At 55.1% G+C, this 16,549-nt stretch carries 16 protein-coding genes, 1 tRNA gene and 2 CRISPR repeat arrays; of the genes, 6 read left to right on the top strand and 11 right to left on the bottom strand.

Annotated features, from left to right (window positions below; translation table 11 throughout):
- Window positions 1–47: 47 nt before the first annotated feature.
- Window positions 48–1,013, top strand: coding sequence for a hypothetical protein (locus QXG22_03180; protein ID MEM0358999.1), 966 nt, complete (start codon window positions 48–50; stop codon window positions 1,011–1,013).
- The gene (locus QXG22_03175; GenBank protein MEM0358998.1) at window positions 1,010–1,891 is read left to right on the top strand and encodes an RAMP superfamily CRISPR-associated protein; all 882 of its coding nucleotides are present in this window, start codon (window positions 1,010–1,012) and stop codon (window positions 1,889–1,891) included. The genes QXG22_03180 and QXG22_03175 overlap by 4 nt, the downstream gene beginning before the upstream one ends.
- A gap of 309 nt (window positions 1,892–2,200) precedes the next feature.
- A CRISPR array of direct repeats spans window positions 2,201–3,839; the repeat unit is 37 nt; unit sequence CTTTCAATCCCCATTTTCAGGGGCATCCTACTGAAAC.
- A 101-nt stretch (window positions 3,840–3,940) separates the two neighbouring features.
- Here QXG22_03175 and QXG22_03170 read toward each other — a convergent pair.
- From QXG22_03170 to QXG22_03140, 7 genes are all read right to left on the bottom strand, one after another.
- Entirely contained in the window at window positions 3,941–4,561 is a 621-nt protein-coding gene (locus QXG22_03170; protein ID MEM0358997.1) for a hypothetical protein, read from the bottom strand.
- A gap of 373 nt (window positions 4,562–4,934) precedes the next feature.
- A tRNA-Pro gene (locus QXG22_03165) sits at window positions 4,935–5,012 on the bottom strand.
- Between the two features lie 226 nt (window positions 5,013–5,238).
- Entirely contained in the window at window positions 5,239–5,985 is a 747-nt protein-coding gene (locus QXG22_03160; GenBank protein MEM0358996.1) for a sulfite exporter TauE/SafE family protein, read from the bottom strand.
- Window positions 5,986–5,991: 6 nt separating this feature from the next.
- Window positions 5,992–6,453 carry a 6-carboxytetrahydropterin synthase gene (locus QXG22_03155; protein ID MEM0358995.1) on the bottom strand — a complete coding sequence of 154 codons (462 nt, stop codon included), beginning with the start codon at window positions 6,451–6,453 and terminating at the stop codon, window positions 5,992–5,994.
- Entirely contained in the window at window positions 6,450–7,202 is a 753-nt protein-coding gene (locus tag QXG22_03150) for a 7-carboxy-7-deazaguanine synthase QueE (protein ID MEM0358994.1), read from the bottom strand. Before QXG22_03150 ends, QXG22_03155 begins: the two co-directional genes overlap by 4 nt.
- Entirely contained in the window at window positions 7,199–7,759 is a 561-nt protein-coding gene (locus QXG22_03145; GenBank protein MEM0358993.1) for a FumA C-terminus/TtdB family hydratase beta subunit, read from the bottom strand. The genes QXG22_03150 and QXG22_03145 overlap by 4 nt, the downstream gene beginning before the upstream one ends.
- Window positions 7,756–8,601: a fumarate hydratase gene (locus QXG22_03140; protein ID MEM0358992.1), complete on the bottom strand. Its 846-nt coding sequence runs from the start codon at window positions 8,599–8,601 to the stop codon at window positions 7,756–7,758. Before QXG22_03140 ends, QXG22_03145 begins: the two co-directional genes overlap by 4 nt.
- A 63-nt stretch (window positions 8,602–8,664) precedes the next feature.
- Between QXG22_03140 and QXG22_03135 the strand changes: the two genes are divergently transcribed.
- The 3 genes from QXG22_03135 (at window position 8,665) to QXG22_03125 (ending at window position 10,673) form a co-directional block, all read left to right on the top strand.
- Window positions 8,665–9,351: an MBL fold metallo-hydrolase gene (locus tag QXG22_03135; GenBank protein MEM0358991.1), complete on the top strand. Its 687-nt coding sequence runs from the start codon at window positions 8,665–8,667 to the stop codon at window positions 9,349–9,351.
- Window positions 9,351–9,692 (top strand): Mth938-like domain-containing protein, encoded by a 342-nt coding sequence (locus QXG22_03130; protein ID MEM0358990.1) that lies wholly within the window; start codon window positions 9,351–9,353, stop codon window positions 9,690–9,692. Before QXG22_03135 ends, QXG22_03130 begins: the two co-directional genes overlap by 1 nt.
- Before the next feature lie 87 nt (window positions 9,693–9,779).
- Window positions 9,780–10,673, top strand: coding sequence for a GRP family sugar transporter (locus QXG22_03125; GenBank protein MEM0358989.1), 894 nt, complete (start codon window positions 9,780–9,782; stop codon window positions 10,671–10,673).
- 71 nt (window positions 10,674–10,744) lie between these two features.
- Window positions 10,745–13,256: a CRISPR direct-repeat array (repeat unit 37 nt; unit sequence CTTTCAATCCCCATTTTCAGGGGCATCCTACTGAAAC).
- A 296-nt stretch (window positions 13,257–13,552) separates the two neighbouring features.
- Here the strand turns inward: QXG22_03125 and QXG22_03120 are convergent.
- Together QXG22_03120 and QXG22_03115 are read right to left on the bottom strand one after the other, a co-directional pair.
- Window positions 13,553–14,005, bottom strand: a complete 453-nt coding sequence (locus tag QXG22_03120; GenBank protein MEM0358988.1) for a hypothetical protein — start codon at window positions 14,003–14,005, stop codon at window positions 13,553–13,555.
- The gene (locus QXG22_03115; GenBank protein MEM0358987.1) at window positions 14,002–14,697 is read right to left on the bottom strand and encodes a 5-formyltetrahydrofolate cyclo-ligase; all 696 of its coding nucleotides are present in this window, start codon (window positions 14,695–14,697) and stop codon (window positions 14,002–14,004) included. The genes QXG22_03120 and QXG22_03115 overlap by 4 nt, the downstream gene beginning before the upstream one ends.
- Before the next feature lie 37 nt (window positions 14,698–14,734).
- On the opposite strand from QXG22_03115, the gene QXG22_03110 reads away from it, so the two are divergent.
- The gene (locus QXG22_03110; GenBank protein MEM0358986.1) at window positions 14,735–15,415 is read left to right on the top strand and encodes a hypothetical protein; all 681 of its coding nucleotides are present in this window, start codon (window positions 14,735–14,737) and stop codon (window positions 15,413–15,415) included.
- 1 nt (window position 15,416) lies between these two features.
- Here QXG22_03110 and QXG22_03105 read toward each other — a convergent pair whose 3' ends face one another.
- On the bottom strand, window positions 15,417–16,271 hold the full coding sequence (locus QXG22_03105) for a radical SAM protein (GenBank protein MEM0358985.1): 855 nt from the start codon (window positions 16,269–16,271) through the stop codon (window positions 15,417–15,419).
- Between the two features lie 99 nt (window positions 16,272–16,370).
- Window positions 16,371–16,520: a hypothetical protein gene (locus tag QXG22_03100; GenBank protein ID MEM0358984.1), complete on the bottom strand. Its 150-nt coding sequence runs from the start codon at window positions 16,518–16,520 to the stop codon at window positions 16,371–16,373.
- Window positions 16,521–16,549 lie beyond the last annotated feature (29 nt).

Below are 16,549 nucleotides of genomic sequence, written 5' to 3'. Positions count from 1 at the left end.
CCGAGCGCGGATTCAAGGCAGCTCTCGAGTTTATACCCGGAACAACCTTGAGGGGGGCAATTCTATCCTCCCTCTACTATCATGACAAAATCTCGCGGAGCGAGCTCGAAAAGGAGGCGGATGATCCCTCCCTCATCTGCACGCCTGCCTATCCACTCGTCGACGGGCAGCGGAGCTGGCCTGCTCATCCCTTCTTCTTCAAGTGTAAACTATGCAAACCGGAGAAGAATCCTTGCGAGAATCGGGGAAGGGAGGCTCGCATGGAGATCGAGAAAGGGAAAGAACCAACCATTCCGACAAGCTGCAGGTATGGTCATGTGAGCCTCGAAAGCCTGCATCCGGGACCAGCTCTTCCAAACGGTGAGAGAGTGAAGGTCAGTTTCACCTCCTCCGTATGTGCTGGTGTAAACAAGGACAGGGCCTCGGTTGAGGGAGGCATGCTCTACGAGTACGACGCGCTTGAAAGTGGGCAAATGTTCTGGGCCTATCTTGCCACTCCGTACGAAATTCCTAATCCGCTGGAAATCTGGATCGGAAGAGGGGTGACTAGAGGATTCGGGGAAGCCAGGCTGAGTCTGCGGGAGCTGGACGTGAAAAAGCTCGAAGAATACTGCAGAAAGGCTTCCATCGATGGGATTCTTGTGTTGTACGCTCTCTCCCCCCTTCTGGGAGGCGGCCAGAGGGTTACTCCCTTCCCGACCATGATTGAGCTGGAACCGATAGGGAATAGAATCGGTAGACCTGCTGAGGGCTCCCTTGTGATAGAAAAAGTTTATGGAAGGGCTGGGCCATATGAGGCGGGATGGGACATGCTCAGGGGGAGGAGCAGGCCGACCTTTTACAGTGTATGTTATCAAGGGAGTATCTTGAGGGCAAGAGTGGTTGGGAATGTGAGTTGGGAGGCCATTGCCTCCCTGGGAATCCTGGGGACCGTGGAGAAATGGGGAGGCGAGACATTGTGCTGCGTGAACCAGCTCCTCCCGCTGGCTGGGCATCCGGTGGAGGGAACATGAGCCATCTCCTGCCGTTGAAGAATAGGGTGATTGGAAGGCTAGAATTCGAAGGTAGGTCGCTTTTGCACATTGGGGCCGGGGGGGAGGAGGTCAGGAGGGAGATCCTTAAAATCGGGGAGAAGGTTCTGATTCCAGCATCTTCCGTCAAGGGTGCCATTCGAAAGCTTGTGGAGCAGGTTGCGAGGACCGTGAGCGTTCCGGGTCTTCCGGACGCGTTCGAAATAGGGGAGGGGAAGCTCGAATGCCTGAAGGAGCAGGTTGATCAGGCAGTCCAGTGGGTGCTGCAACAAAGGGGAATCCTCCCCCTGCTTCGCTCGCTTGGCTTGGAGGACGAGTTGGAGCGGCTGGGGGTGAAGAGTGAGGAGGACTGGGCAAAGCTAGAGCTGCTACCGGAAAACAGGGAAACATTAAAGAAAATTGCGGTGGAGTACGCGACGGTAAGGCACCCCCTGTACAGGCTGATGGGAGGGCAGAAGATTGCCTCGAAGCTCAGATTTCTGGATATTCCTTTGGAGGCGAGCATCCAGGACAAACCGGGAGTCGGGATTGACAGAAAGAGTGGGAGGGCGAGCGAGCACCACTTATACTTTTTGGAATCAGTCAAGCCTTCCAAGCTGGGACTATGGTTCATAGTAGACAATCTTGAGCCCGGTAGTTTGGAGGCGAAACTTCTCGCGGAAACGCTTAGTTTAATTAAGTCGGTGGGGCTTTCACTTGGGGCGAGGAAAAGCGTGGGGATGGGTGAGTTGGAGCTGAGGAGTGGTGAATTTTGGATTGCCGACTTGCGGGGAGATGACGGGGCAAAGCTGGCCGATCCTTTCACTGGAGAGAAGCTGGACTTAGACAATTTTATAAATTGGCTGAATCCTGGCACGTGATTTTCGGGAATTTAAGCGGAAATTCAAGTGTAGGGTCTTTCACCCGTGTGGGCTTGAAAGTCCGGTATTCTCATTGTTCCATTCACATATCTTCACATTTTCTGAAGGCTGCCTCGGAGGAGCTAAAAGGCATCTGAGTATATCACATCAAAGGAGCTCACAAAGAGGAAACCTAGGGCTCAGAAAGCGAGGGATAGGATTGGGAGCAACGGTGAGTGTTGAGGTACGCAGGGTCGTGAAGAGGTATTTATATAACTTTGGGAGAGGCTGAAACTCTTGCTTTCACTTCCGAGCCAGTGATCCTCTTTTTTTTCAATCCCCATTTTCAGGGGCATCCTACTGAAACGAAACCCGTTATGGAACAAGAAAGCTGGTGGAAGTCTTTCAATCCCCATTTTCAGGGGCATCCTACTGAAACGAAATATTTGAAAAGCTTCTTAAATCACGAAATGACTTTCAATCCCCATTTTCAGGGGCATCCTACTGAAACGTTGGGAGTGAAGGTGAAGCGATTTTCGGAAAGAACTTTCAATCCCCATTTTCAGGGGCATCCTACTGAAACACCGACAATTGGGACAATAGTATCGAGGCTTCCAGGTTCTTTCAATCCCCATTTTCAGGGGCATCCTACTGAAACCTTGATACACGAACTTGGACATCGATTCGGAGCTGACTTTCAATCCCCATTTTCAGGGGCATCCTACTGAAACGCATAAACCGTGGGCTTTTATCGCCCCCGCCGGCGGCTTTCAATCCCCATTTTCAGGGGCATCCTACTGAAACCCTCCGTGCCCTACGACCCCAAGGGAACGGTGTGCACTTTCAATCCCCATTTTCAGGGGCATCCTACTGAAACAAGACCCGGAAATCTCCCCCCGGGAAGGAGAAAACCTTTCAATCCCCATTTTCAGGGGCATCCTACTGAAACGGATACGTTGCGCTGAACTGCGTTATTGGGCGTATCTTTCAATCCCCATTTTCAGGGGCATCCTACTGAAACACGGCCCCCGGGTGGTTTGGGGGAAGGTTATGCGTGCTTTCAATCCCCATTTTCAGGGGCATCCTACTGAAACAGCCAGGGAAAAAGAATGGACAATCGATAGAGTGAACTTTCAATCCCCATTTTCAGGGGCATCCTACTGAAACCGGTATGAGAAATCATATGAGTACTGGTACCACTCCTCTTTCAATCCCCATTTTCAGGGGCATCCTACTGAAACTTGCCGTTGCCAGAATGTTGTCTAGCCCTATTGTCCCTTTCAATCCCCATTTTCAGGGGCATCCTACTGAAACATAACAAGCGAAAAAATTGGTGATAAGGAGTCAGACTTTCAATCCCCATTTTCAGGGGCATCCTACTGAAACGAAATGAGGGATCTGGAGCCGGATCCGGTAATGACTTTCAATCCCCATTTTCAGGGGCATCCTACTGAAACGGTGTGTTCATACGGCCGGAGCAGAAAATAAAGCTAGCTTTCAATCCCCATTTTCAGGGGCATCCTACTGAAACCGAAGCGCGGGGCCCATTCCCCGACGAAGAACAGCGCTTTCAATCCCCATTTTCAGGGGCATCCTACTGAAACTTGACTTCTTACCACTTTACCGTTCTTTTCCAGCTCTTTCAATCCCCATTTTCAGGGGCATCCTACTGAAACACCTACAAAACTGGCGGCATATAGTTGCCCGTTTTCTTTCAATCCCCATTTTCAGGGGCATCCTACTGAAACGGCAGGAATTTATGACGTAGTAAACAAAAAATTCACCTTTCAATCCCCATTTTCAGGGGCATCCTACTGAAACGTACGTGCGCACGTAAGGCCTTCCCTTCCACTGGCTGACTTTCAATCCCCATTTTCAGGGGCATCCTACTGAAACACCATACATCCCCATCCACCAAGACCGCCAACCAGTCTTTCAATCCCCATTTTCAGGGGCATCCTACTGAAACCCCCCCTTTCTTTTGTTTCTCGCCCCCCATCTTTAAAGGTTTCGGGCCCCGGTTTGTGAACTTCGGTTTCTGCAGGAGGGATTTATAAAGAAGTTCACAACTCAAGTCCCCGCAGGACTGGGTCCTAGTTGATTCTTCCCACGGAGATCCAAGAAGCCCATCCCGAAGGAGGACTTGGCCCCAGCCCCCAGCACCCCTCCCACGCCGAGCAGCCACTCACCAGTTTTGTCGATCTTTTCGAATTCGTACTCGGCTATGCCGGTCCAGCAGTTCCAGAATTCCCTCCTGCCCGAGCGCTGGGAGCAACCTATTAGCCTATGGTAATGCTTTGCAACCTGTTTGACCTTTCCTTCGCACTTAGGCTCTGGGACACGCTTTCCGCTCCCATACTCGTTGACGAGGAGAACCAGCCTCTGGCGGATGAGCTTCAGGAGATGCTGGGGAGAGGGTGGGAAGCCAAGGGGGAGTTCGATGGGGGTTTTAAAGCCCACTCGTAAGTGCCTATGCTTCACAGGTGGTAGATCAACGACATCCACCGCTTTAATGTTTGAGGGATATATCTTGCTCCCATCGTAGACTATCCCGCCCGAGAGCTCGCACCTAGCTTCCACCACCTCGAACTTGTTTTGTCCTATGTGTCTTGCGTCGTCCAGTCCGTAGCTCCCGAATTGCTGGAGGGCTAGGATGGTGTGCGGAAAATAGCGGATGTAATCGCCAAACATCAGAAGCTTCAATTCGAGTCTTACCCCATCTGCGAATCCCATTTCCTTTCCGAAAAACGGAGGGACGAGGATGATCGGTCGTGGAGGAGGGCCACGACCTTTCTTCGCGGAGGATTTTTGATAGGCCGCATAGAAAAGGCATTCGGATGAACGCTCGCAGCTTTCGCACTCCCGTAACGGATGATAGCACACTGTCCGCTTGAGATGTTGGCCGAGGCCACCCCTGAAAGCCGAGCCCATCCAGCGGGGAAGCCTCGTTTGAGAGGGAAAATTGAGGTACAAAGTTATGGATGAGAATTTGAGCATATCGGCCTTTTTAAGTGTTGTCAGAGTACAAATAAACTTTGTTGAAAAACCATTTCCCAAAGGGCCTTGGTGGGGTCGCCGGGATTTGAACCCAGGTCCCTGGCTCCCAAAGCCAGGAGGATAGACCAGGCTACCCCACGACCCCAACGAACTCCTGAGGGATACGGATTTATTCTTATTTCTTGGCAAGAAGAAAACAACTAAGGGGGTGAGAGAGTGCCGAAGTGTGTCCAATGCGGAAAGAACGTGAAGGATGCCTCGAAGATAATGACCTGTTCGAGTTGTGGTAAAAGGCTCTGCACCTCCTGCTTCTCCAAGCATAAGTGCTGAACGGATTTCGTTTGATTAGACGACATCTGGGGAAGCGGAGTCTATCTTCCCCAGAGAATAAGCCTGATTCCCACCACCAGCACCACCACCCCCAACAACCTCTGTAATGTCCTTGTATTCAGTTTCTTGGAGACCATTGCCCCCATCGGTCCTCCCACCGCGCACCCCGCCGCCAGTGGCAGGCCGTGGGGAGGGGAAAAGTGGTCGAGGAAGAAGTGGGAAAGGAAGGCCGGAAGGGTGGTAAGGGACATCCCGAACATGGCAGTCCCGGCGGAGAGTTTGATGGACATGCCCAGGGCTAGGAGCATGACGATTTCGTCCACTATCCCTCCCCCTATTCCGAACATCCCCGAGACCAGCCCGCTGGTGAAACTTCCCACCATCGTCATCACCAGGAGGGATGGGGTGATGGGGGGAGGAACCTTCCTCCCCGTCTTTTTCCTGAGCCAGAGGTGACAGGCCACCCCGAGGAGCATCGAGCCGAAGAGGCGCGAAAGGGTTTTCCCGGCCAGGAGGGTGGTAAGATATGCCCCAACCACCGCCCCCGGAACATCGAGTGAGTCCAGCAGCAATCCCGTCCTGTAGTCTATCCTGCGCTGGAGGGCGTAGGCGAGCGTGGAGGAGCATGCTACCACGGTGATGGCGAAGAGGCTGGTGCCTATCGCGACCTGGGTGGGAAGTCCCAGCCAGAGGAGGAGGGGGACCATGAAGATGCCCCCTCCCAGACCTATGCTGGAACAAAGGAGGGAAACGGAGAGACCGGCAGGGAAGAGTAGGACCTCTATCACCGCTTCCTACCCGAAGGAATGTTCGAAGACGGCCTCCTGACCGGGGGCCTCCGAGACCGTGACGGTTAACCTGCGGAGGTTGGATCCAGAAAGCTTTCCGGCCAGTTCTTCCCCCATGAGCCTCGCGAGCTCTTCCACGGTTATGTTCACCACGGGAAGCCTCACCACATCCTCGAGGGGGAAGAGGAAGGTCCTGTTTCCCGCCCTCACCCTCAGGTTTTCACCCTCCTCCTCCAATCTCACCGAGGGATTGAGGGTGGGAAGGAGCACCCTGTGATCGTACTTTTTCAGGATCTCACCCATCTTCTCCCTCAGTTCCAAAAAGTCCACGACCATTCCCCTCTGATCCAGTTCCCCCTCCACCGCCACCCTCACCCTCCAGTTGTGTCCGTGGAGATGCTCGCACTTTTCGTGTTCCGTGATGAAGTGTACGGCCGAGAAGTGCCCGGCCTCCAGCTCTATCCTCATCTCATCCCCCAAAGCCTGTGTACCTGAGGTATTAGGGCTATTTCCCTTATCCCCCTTTCAGCGGCCATCCTGGAGAAGGGGAGGAGCTCTTGCATGGGGACCGCACCCCCCCTCCCCGTGGCGGGCTGGAGGACGAGGGGGAGGTTCAGCTCCGCCAGGCGCTCGCAAACCTCCCCGAAACCCTCTAGGTCCTCCTTTCCCCTCACCACCACCTTCAGGAAGGCCCTTATCTTTGCTTCGGAAGCCTGCCTGGCACAGTCCAGCTCCCTCTCGAAGAGCCCTTCCCATTCCCCCTCCGGCACGCTCCCCTGTCCCCTCAGCTTCACGCAGAGGGAGAGATACCGGAGGTAGGGAAGGACCCTCTCGAGGATCTCAGGATGGGAACCGTTCGTCTCCAGGTAGAGGGGAAATCCCGCCCTTTCGAGGGAGGAGGCCACTTCCACCAGGAAATCCCCCGCCTCCAGCGGTTCCCCTCCCGTGAGGGAAACCGAGTGGATGTCGGGGGCGGAGAGACCCATGACCTCCTTTACCACCCCCTCGGTGGAGAGGGGGTTTCTCAACCTTTTGAAACGGCCCCCGGGAGAGAGTTCCACCCTGCAGAGGGGAGGATGGGGATTCCTGTACTCCTTCGTGTCGCAGTAAGAACAGCGCAGGCTGCACCCGGCGAACCTCACGAAAACCTGCCTCCTTCCCACGAGCAGACCTTCCCCCTGTACGGAGCTGAAGATCTCCCCCACGTACCCCTTCAAATCACCATCCCCCTCCTCACCTCCTCGTAAAGATTTCTTCCCCTGTTGTCGATCGCCACCACCATCGGGCCGAGGCCCCTTACCCTCAGTACCCACATGGCCTCCGGTATGCCCAGCTCCAGCCAGTGTACCCCCCTCACTTCCTCCACCGCCCTGGCTGCTAAGGCACCACATCCCCCCGGAAAGGCCAGGTACACGCATCCCCGCTTCTTCATGATCTCCGCCGTTTCCCTCCCCACTCCTCCCTTCCCTATCACCACCCTCACCCCCAGCCATGGCAGAAGGAGGGGAAGGAGGGAATCCATGCGTGAGCTGGTGGTGGGACCAGCCGAGAGGATCCTCCACTCCCTTCCCTCCCTCTTGGCGAGGGGTCCGCAGTGGTAGAGGGCCCCGTCCTTCAGGTTCAGGGGAGGATCCTTCCCCTTCCTCAGGAGCTCGGCCAGCCTCAGGTGCGCCTGGTCCCTGGCCGTCACCACCTCGCCCGTCAGGAAGACCAGGTCCCCGGCCCTGAGCCATCCCGTATCCTTCCTGGAAGCCGGGAGGCTGAGCTCCTTCATCCCCTCACCTCCAGGGAGGCGGAAGCCCTCCTCGCCGCCCAGCAGAGGAAGCTCAGGGAAACGGGGAGGCTGGCGGTGTGGGTGTGGGCATATTCCACCTTCACCCCCAGGCAGGTGGTTTTTCCCCCCAGCCCCATGGGACCAAGACCCAGGCGGTTGATCCTTTTCTCCAGCTCCTCTTCCAGCCTCCTGAGGGAGGGCTCACGGTGCCTTTCCGGAAGGGGACGGAGGAGGGAGAGGTTGGCCAGTTCCATCGAGAGTTCCGCGTTTCCCCCTATTCCAACCCCGAGGATGATGGGGGGACAGGGCTTTCCTCCCGCCTCCGCCACCGCTTTCACCACCAGCTCCTTTATTCCCTCAAGTCCCTTCTCGGGCGCGAGCATGGCCAGTTTGCTGCAGTTCTCCGATCCCGCCCCCTTGAGCAGGACGGTCACCTCCACTTCTTCCCCCCTCCTCCGGAAGACCTTCACCCTCGGCATTTCCTTTCCCAAGTTGTTACCCTCGTTCTTTCTGGAGAGGGGATGGACAGTGTTGGGGCGGAGGAAGCCCTCTCGCGTGGCCCTCTTCACGGCCTTCCTGGCGGCTTCGAAGGGATCGAGGGGGAGGGAAGGATCCATCCAGAAGTAGAAGAGGGGAAGTCCCGTGTCCTGGCAGAGGGGAACCCCCCTTTCCCTCGCCACCCTCAGGTTCTCGAGAATGGCCCTGAGGTTGGCCCTGGCCACGGGATCCCTTTCCCCTTTTTCCGCCTTCTCGAGGGCCTGTTCCACATCGGGTGGGAGGTCGGTGCTCGTTTTCTTCAGGAGTTCCAGACAAACTACTTCCAGCTTGGTCTGAAGGGACATCACCTTCCTTTGGGCGGGGGGAATAAAGGCACTATTTATTACCCCACAACCTGAATAGGAAAGATGAGACTGGGAGAGGGGCTGGGTGGTCTGGCCAGACTCCACCTCTCTAGGGGTGAACTGGGATTCGTCTATTTCGAGTTCTCCGCCCTCGCCGTGAGCACCGCCAACCACCGTTTCCTTTTCGATCCCGCGGAGGTGGTGAGGAAGGAAGACCTCTCGGCCTGGAAGCCACAGCTCTTCCTCATCACGCATGAACACTTCGACCACTTCGAACCCTCCCACCTGATAGAACTACAAAGGGCCTCGGGGGGAACAGTGGTGTGCAATTCGGGAAGCTATCCTGCCTTGAAAGGAAGGGTGGGAAAGCTCGTGCTGTTGAGGGCAGGCGAAACCGCAGAAGTTGAAGGGGCCAAGGTGAGGGGTATAGAAGCGGAGCACCCGGCAGAGGAACCTTTGATGTTCCTGGTGGAATCAGGGGGGCTCACCTTCTTCCACGGCTCCGATTCTTCCTTCACAGCCGAAGTGGGAAAATACAGGGCCGACGTGGCCTTTCTGCCAGCCGGTGCTCCTTCCCCAACGGCTTCGGTTGAGGATGCCCTCCGTATGGCCAGGGCACTGGGATGCAGGGTAGCGGTTCCTTTTCACTGCTCCCCGGAGGAAGCGGAGGAATTCGAGAAGAGGGCCAAGGATGAGCTTCGGGGGGTGAAGGTGATCCTCCCGGAGCCCGGCAAGGTGTACAAGATCTGATGTTCAGGGTGGATTCGTACGAGTTCGGAAGGATAGTTATAAACGGTAGGGTCTACACCCACGATGTCCTCATCCTCCCCGACCGCATCGAAAGATGGTGGAGGAAAAAGGGGCATAGGGTATGTCCCGAAGATTTGAAGGAGGTAATGGAAGAGAAGCCACAGATACTGGTGGTGGGAAGGGGATACTCCGGAGAAATGGAGGTTCCCGAGGAGACGGTGAGGGTGTTGGGGGAAAAGGGGATAGAGCTGGTGGCCGAGGAAACGGGAAAGGCCGTGGAGAGCTTCAACAGACTCTCCAAGACCAAGAGGGTGGCTGCAGCCCTGCACCTTACCTGCTGAATTCCTTGAACCTCCCGTTATAGGGTTTTGAGGATGGGCAACCCCCTTTTTTAGATGGGTTCAAGGTAAAAGGGGTAAGGTGATGGTTTGATCGACCGCACGGCCTTTCTCCTCAGCCTCTTCTCCGCCTTCCTCTGGGGAACCTACTGCAACCCCCTCAAGCACCTCAGGAGGTTCGGCCCCTGGGAGTTCTCCAACGACCTCCTTTTGGGGGGCCTGCTCCTCTCCTGGGCGGTCTTCCTTCTGGAAGGAGGGGGGAGCTGGGGACCGGAAATCCTCCTTCCCCTCCTCTCCGGAATGGTTTGGGCGGCGGGGAACTACGCCGGGCTCTCGGCGATAAGGGAGCTCGGCCTGGCCTACTCCTATTCCTTCCTGAACCTTTCCGCGGCCGTGGCCTTCTTCTGGGGAGTCCTCCTCTTCGGGGAGATGGAAGGGGGCCTCCCCCTGGCCGTGGCCTCGGCGGGTCTTTTATGCATGCTTTCGGGGGCCTTCCTGCTCGGGAGATCCCTCGAGGGAAAGGGGGGATGGAGGGGGGTGAGGTGGGCCCTTCTCGGTGCCCTGTGTTTCGGGACCTTCGGGGGAGCGGGGGTGGCAGCTTCCCTGAAGGCGGGGATCACCCCCTTCCAGTACTGCGCCCTCATCGCGGTGGGGGCCTGGATGGTTTACTTCCTCCGCACCCTCTGGGAGGGTCTCCTGGGTCCCTGGTGGGGAGGGGGAAGGAGGGAGCATCTCTTGGGTTTTCTGGCTGGTTTCCTCTGGATGGGGGGAAACCTCATGAACTTTTCGGCCGCCCCTTCCCTGGGCGTGGCCGTGGCCTTCCCCATAGGCACCGCCAGCACGGTGGTGGCGGTTCTGTGGGGAGTCCTCTATTACAGGGAGTTCGGGGAGATGGAAAGAAGGGCCAAGCTCTTGGCCGTGCTGGGCATCCTCATGGTGCTGGTGGGCGTGGTGGGGCTGGGGATGGGAAGGGCCCTAGCCTGAGATCACAAGCTCAGGGAATTTGTGGTTGGATACGAAAAAGGCACTCCTCCAGATTCTGGGATTTCGGTCACGGATTTGGAGGGGGATCGGAGAAGCATCTACTGAAACGTCTAAAACTCCCGATGATGGAGTAAATGAGAGGAGCTTTCAATCCCCATTTTCAGGGGCATCCTACTGAAACCGGGAGAGCCTACAATTATGTCTTGACCGTGCTTAACTTTCAATCCCCATTTTCAGGGGCATCCTACTGAAACTTCGATACGGAAAGTATTAAGGAGCTGAAATTTTCCCTTTCAATCCCCATTTTCAGGGGCATCCTACTGAAACTGGAGAATAGTGACAACACTATCTATGTGTACTACGCTTTCAATCCCCATTTTCAGGGGCATCCTACTGAAACTTAGGAGATGGCTCAAGGCGTTCTATCGGGACTTGGCTTTCAATCCCCATTTTCAGGGGCATCCTACTGAAACGGCCAGCTCCGCCTCGTTGGCCCCCCCGGCCGTTCCTTTCAATCCCCATTTTCAGGGGCATCCTACTGAAACTGCTGGGGTTGCGAAATGACGAAAGAGCTATGTCCCTTTCAATCCCCATTTTCAGGGGCATCCTACTGAAACTCGGTTGGAGTATTAACGGCTTTTAGCTTTGAAGGACTTTCAATCCCCATTTTCAGGGGCATCCTACTGAAACTCCAGACCTGACCATATGCTTGGGCTTCCGGTTGCACTTTCAATCCCCATTTTCAGGGGCATCCTACTGAAACGAGAAGTATCGAAACCGGAAGGTTTGTGAAATCACCCTTTCAATCCCCATTTTCAGGGGCATCCTACTGAAACGATCGGCCTTCCTTTCCTCCTTCCTCCTTTCGGACTTTCAATCCCCATTTTCAGGGGCATCCTACTGAAACGCCCCCGGGGATACTTATGGAATCACCCACGGGAGGACTTTCAATCCCCATTTTCAGGGGCATCCTACTGAAACCACTCCCGGGGCGACAGGCCAGCTTACGGGAGTAATCTTTCAATCCCCATTTTCAGGGGCATCCTACTGAAACGAAAGACAAGAGTATCTACTATTTGGTCGTTGAAACCTTTCAATCCCCATTTTCAGGGGCATCCTACTGAAATGACAACCAATCACTTCACCCACCTTCTTCAGAGTCGCTTTCAATCCCCATTTTCAGGGGCATCCTACTGAAACCTGGAAATCAGGTATGTGGCCGCTGTGGTAGGCAACTTTCAATCCCCATTTTCAGGGGCATCCTACTGAAACGCTTAGGGGCGGGGAGGGTCACGGGTTCGAGATTAACTTTCAATCCCCATTTTCAGGGGCATCCTACTGAAACGCTATGGGAAAAATACGGTTTGCCAATGGAGGAATTCTTTCAATCCCCATTTTCAGGGGCATCCTACTGAAACGTCAGCCCTCCAGTTTCCTGGCCCCTCTGGGCCACCTCTTTCAATCCCCATTTTCAGGGGCATCCTACTGAAACGTCCTCCAACTGGCGGAAGGGAAGGCGGTCCTCCTCTTTCAATCCCCATTTTCAGGGGCATCCTACTGAAACTATGGCTTCCGATGCCGATGTCATTTAATTTTCCTTCCTTTCAATCCCCATTTTCAGGGGCATCCTACTGAAACGGAGGTGATGTAAGGATGCCTGTAAGTGCAAGTGAGCTTTCAATCCCCATTTTCAGGGGCATCCTACTGAAACCGCCGGATTATGTCCCACCGGAGCCGCATCACCCTTTCAATCCCCATTTTCAGGGGCATCCTACTGAAACGCTGGGGTAATACCATAGGCTTGGCCCATACCACGCTTTCAATCCCCATTTTCAGGGGCATCCTACTGAAACACTTTTGCCTAAAAGTGGAATATCGGCATCCTGAACTTTCAATCCCCATTTTCAGGGGCATCCTACTGAAACACCTGAAATTCTGGCTCTGGCTATCGAACGAAGGAACCCTTTCAATCCCCATTTTCAGGGGCATCCTACTGAAACGCCGTTGTTAACCTTAGTGAAATTTCTTCATTCTTTCAATCCCCATTTTCAGGGGCATCCTACTGAAACATATTCCACTTTTGGGTAAAAGCTTGGTTTTTCCCGATGCTTTCAATCCCCATTTTCAGGGGCATCCTACTGAAACAACCGAAAACCGGTTTTTCCATAATTTACCTCCTCCCTTTCAATCCCCATTTTCAGGGGCATCCTACTGAAACACTATATCGGCGAAATGGCCAAAGCCGGAGGAATTTCTTTCAATCCCCATTTTCAGGGGCATCCTACTGAAACCGGAAACGGGTGGCACTATACCATCTGGTGCCGCAGACTTTCAATCCCCATTTTCAGGGGCATCCTACTGAAACCCCATACTCAGGTAATACACGGTGCAGATGAATAACTTTCAATCCCCATTTTCAGGGGCATCCTACTGAAACCTATTATGCGTTCTGGATGCGCAAAGCTGGGAGGTACTTTCAATCCCCATTTTCAGGGGCATCCTACTGAAACGCCCGTGGCAACTCAAAAAGCGTTTATTTAAACAAACTTTCAATCCCCATTTTCAGGGGCATCCTACTGAAACCCCCCTCTTTCTCTCGAATTTTTCTCGCCCATCCTTAAAGGTTTTGGGTCTCGGTTTGTGAACTTCGGTTTCTGCGGGGGGGATTTATAAAGAAGTTCACAACCTTTCGCCTTTCACCGAAACTGTACCTTCTCCAAATCCTAGTCTAATCTGGCTCTAATTCGGTTTTTGGCTGAAGACAAAATAAAACGTTGTCTTGGGGCATACGCGGATTCGACGGTGCATAGGGCTTCCAAGGATTCCAGACGAAGATCTAGGTCCCCAAAAATATGGTTCGGCTGGGGTGGGGTATCCCATCAAGACCTTTCCCCCTTCTCCTTTTGAGTATAGCTATCGTTTGCAATTTTCTCCAGCTTGAACCTAAAGATCACACGACCTCTTTTCCTTTCCCTCCATCCATCCACTAGCCTGAAGAGGCCCCTTTCCCTCCAAATCCCGGTTGCTACCTTCTCGTATACCTTCACCACCTCCGCCTTCCTCTTCCCGAGCTTGAAGGCCTTCACCGCTTCGAAGAAGAGACCATTTTGGGTGAGTTTTCCTGTTTTCGTTCTGTAGGGTTGATCTAGGTCCCTACCCTTCTTGGGGGCGTCATGCCCTTGGTAAAGGAGGATCCTCCCCCCTTCCCGCCAGGTATCCTCGTAGGATGCCATGGGAGAAACCAGCACCAGGCTGTATTTCCCGGGACGGTAATACATCCCCCTTCTCAGCCTCAGGCCTTCCTTCCTGCACATCTCCTGGTAGGAAATCAACCCATCTCCCTCCTCTCCTTCAGGATGGAAAGGATGGGGATTTCCTCCATCTTGGAGGGCTCGAGGAGTTCCCAGAGGATTCCCTTGGGTTTTGGGCGTTTCACCTTTACCTCGAGGAGACGCTTTGGAGTGAAGATCCAATCCACGGGCACATCGTGGGATTCCATGGGTACGTTTTCGACTATCTGGAACTCATGAACCGTGGTGGCGATGGGTGTTTCCCTTCCTATGGCCCCGGTTTCCAGCAGGATGGCGAATTCGAGATCCCCGAAGCCCCCTCCCTTCCCCACCCTTCCCCCGAAAGGGTCAACGGCCACGGATCCTTCCACCATCAAATCTATTTTTAGGTCCCAGGGCATCACCTCCTTCCCCCACTCCATCGCCCGGGAAAGGGTGGCCTTCGATGGATCCCCTTCGATTTCCAAGAAGCCCCTCTTGAGCCTCGGGGAGGCCATTATCAGCTTCTTCCCATCCTCCAAAACCATCCTCCTGACGGGAAGCTGGGGTGAGTCGGGACTCACGAAGACCACCTCTGCCCTGGAATAGATTTCGGAGGAGCGGAGGAGCTCGGCAGCCCTTTCGCTTCCCAAGAAGTTGGGAATCCTTCCCACGATGGGTTTCGGGAAGGTGGCTACACCCTTCTCCTCGAGGAGCTTCCAGATCCTCCGGCGGATTTTTTCCTTCTCCTCCATCTTCAGCTAAATTTTTCCTGAACAAAATAGAAAGCGGATGCTCGCCAGGTATGCGGCCACCGTCAAGAACCTGAGGGGGGTCCTCCTCTTCTCGGATTCCGAAGAGGCCCTGGAACGCATCCGTTGGCTGACCGAACGTTTCAAGTACAGGAACTTGGGGGTCATCCCTTCCCTCTCCGGAAAGATGGAGGTGAAGAAGCCCTTCGTGGAGCTCGTCTATCCCGACGGAGAGCTCATCAAACTTGCCAGACTCTTGGGTAGGAGACTCGGTGAAGGTGTTGCCGAGGCGATCGTGCTCTCCTCCACTTACGTGAGCCCCCTCTTCGTTCTGGATGGGGATTCTGTCGAATCCCTCAGACCCCTGGAGGTGGGGAGCGTGAGGGTTTCCGGGAAGCTCACGGACAGGGACTGGAAGCTCCATTTGAGGATCGCCGATTATACGGTGCTGGATTTCTACCGTTGGAGCGTGGAGAGCGCGGAGAAACTTTGGACCCAGGAGCCGGAGGAGGTACTGGAGGAGCGCGTGGAGAGGATAAGGAAGGACGCGAAGAGGTATTGGAGGATCGAGGGGAAGGAAAGGGAGTTCCTGCTCTATCTCGATCCCGTCAGGTTCATATGCGAGGGAGGGCTCCTCCCGAAGCTGAGGAAATTGGACGTTAGGGTTTCCGCGGGTCTGGCCATAGGGGCGGCGGTATGTCTCCTCCCAGAAACGGATTGAATCATTTTATCAAGTGGCTCCCGTCGCAACTCTCAGAAGTTTGGAGTTCGGGAAAGCCCTCCCTGCAGGTGGAGAAGGTCAGACCGAGGGAAAGACAGGCCTCCCTTACCCTCCCCATGAGTTCCCTCCTCATTTCGCTCGGGAGGTAGAGGCTCCTCTTCCTCCTCTCCCCCTTGGAATAGAGTTCCCTCAGGTAGGGGAAGAGGTTGGGGAAGCCCCTCCTCATCCTTTCCCAGCTGTCCGCCCTCGGTTTGAAGGTGGAGGAGGTCACATGTTTTACTCCCACCGAAGCAGCCGCCTCTACGATGGTTTGGATTTCAGCCTCGTTCAGACCGGGGATGATGGGGTCCAACCTCACGCTCACGGGCACGCCGGCATCGGACAGCTCCCTCAGGGCTTTCAGCCTCCTCTCCGGGGGAGGGGCGCCCGGCTCCAGCCTGCGGGCAAGCCCGGGCCTGAGGGTGGTGAGGGTCATGCTCACGGCGCAGGGAAGGCGGGAGAGGAGATCCAAGTCCCTTACCACCAGATCCGACTTGGTTACGAGGAGTACCCTCGCCCTTCCCACCAACCTTTCCAGACACCCCCTGGTGAGCAGGAGTTCCCTCTCCATGGGTGGGTAGGGATCGCTGCTGTTGCACATGGAAATCAGGGGCCTTCCCTCCAGCTTTTCCACCTCCCTCTCCAGTCTGCGCAGGAGGTCCTTCTTGGGCCGGCACTCGAACCCGCGCGGGATGTAGGAGGTGATGTAGCAGTAAAGACAGGCGTGGGAGCAGCCCGTGTAGGGATTGAGGGAGAGCTTGGGTGGACAGGTACAGAGGGGATCCCTCCAGGGGTCGAACTCCCTCAGGAGCTCCATCATCCCTCTTTCCCAGGACCGGGTAAAGGAGTCACCGTGAATCGCGTCTGGATCAAACTGGCGGGTTTCGGTCAGGACCGATTCGCCCGGTTTTCCCGCTTATCTTTTTCCCGATTTCTTTGAGGCCGCCACTATCCCCAGCATCACCGCCGCAGGAATGGCCCACAGGAGTGTGCACTCGGGCCAGAACATGGCGGTGATCACTGCCAGGGTTGAGGTGGTGAGGAGGGTGGCCAAGGTTTCCTTCATCGAGCAGACTCTTAGCGCCCGGTAATAAA

It is taken from the genome of Candidatus Hadarchaeales archaeon (genome assembly GCA_038736355.1).
Classification (GTDB): domain Archaea; phylum Hadarchaeota; class Hadarchaeia; order Hadarchaeales; family WYZ-LMO6; genus WYZ-LMO6.
This window is presented reverse-complemented; position numbering and strand designations above follow the sequence as displayed.

Excerpts from the sequence above, each read along its gene's own strand:
- QXG22_03175 (MEM0358998.1), top strand. The coding sequence starts at position 1,010 with ATGAGCCATCTCCTGCCGTTGAAGAATAGGGTGATTGGAAGGCTAGAA.
- QXG22_03170 (MEM0358997.1), bottom strand. The coding sequence starts at position 4,561 with ATGTTTGGCGATTACATCCGCTATTTTCCGCACACCATCCTAGCCCTC.
- QXG22_03155 (MEM0358995.1), bottom strand. The coding sequence starts at position 6,453 with ATGAGGATAGAGCTGGAGGCCGGGCACTTCTCGGCCGTACACTTCATC.
- QXG22_03145 (MEM0358993.1), bottom strand. The coding sequence starts at position 7,759 with ATGAAGGAGCTCAGCCTCCCGGCTTCCAGGAAGGATACGGGATGGCTC.
- QXG22_03140 (MEM0358992.1), bottom strand. The coding sequence starts at position 8,601 with ATGTCCCTTCAGACCAAGCTGGAAGTAGTTTGTCTGGAACTCCTGAAG.
- QXG22_03135 (MEM0358991.1), top strand. The coding sequence starts at position 8,665 with ATGAGACTGGGAGAGGGGCTGGGTGGTCTGGCCAGACTCCACCTCTCT.
- QXG22_03130 (MEM0358990.1), top strand. The coding sequence starts at position 9,351 with ATGTTCAGGGTGGATTCGTACGAGTTCGGAAGGATAGTTATAAACGGT.
- QXG22_03115 (MEM0358987.1), bottom strand. The coding sequence starts at position 14,697 with ATGGAGGAGAAGGAAAAAATCCGCCGGAGGATCTGGAAGCTCCTCGAG.
- QXG22_03110 (MEM0358986.1), top strand. The coding sequence starts at position 14,735 with ATGCTCGCCAGGTATGCGGCCACCGTCAAGAACCTGAGGGGGGTCCTC.
- QXG22_03105 (MEM0358985.1), bottom strand. The coding sequence starts at position 16,271 with ATGGAGCTCCTGAGGGAGTTCGACCCCTGGAGGGATCCCCTCTGTACC.
- QXG22_03100 (MEM0358984.1), bottom strand. The coding sequence starts at position 16,520 with ATGAAGGAAACCTTGGCCACCCTCCTCACCACCTCAACCCTGGCAGTG.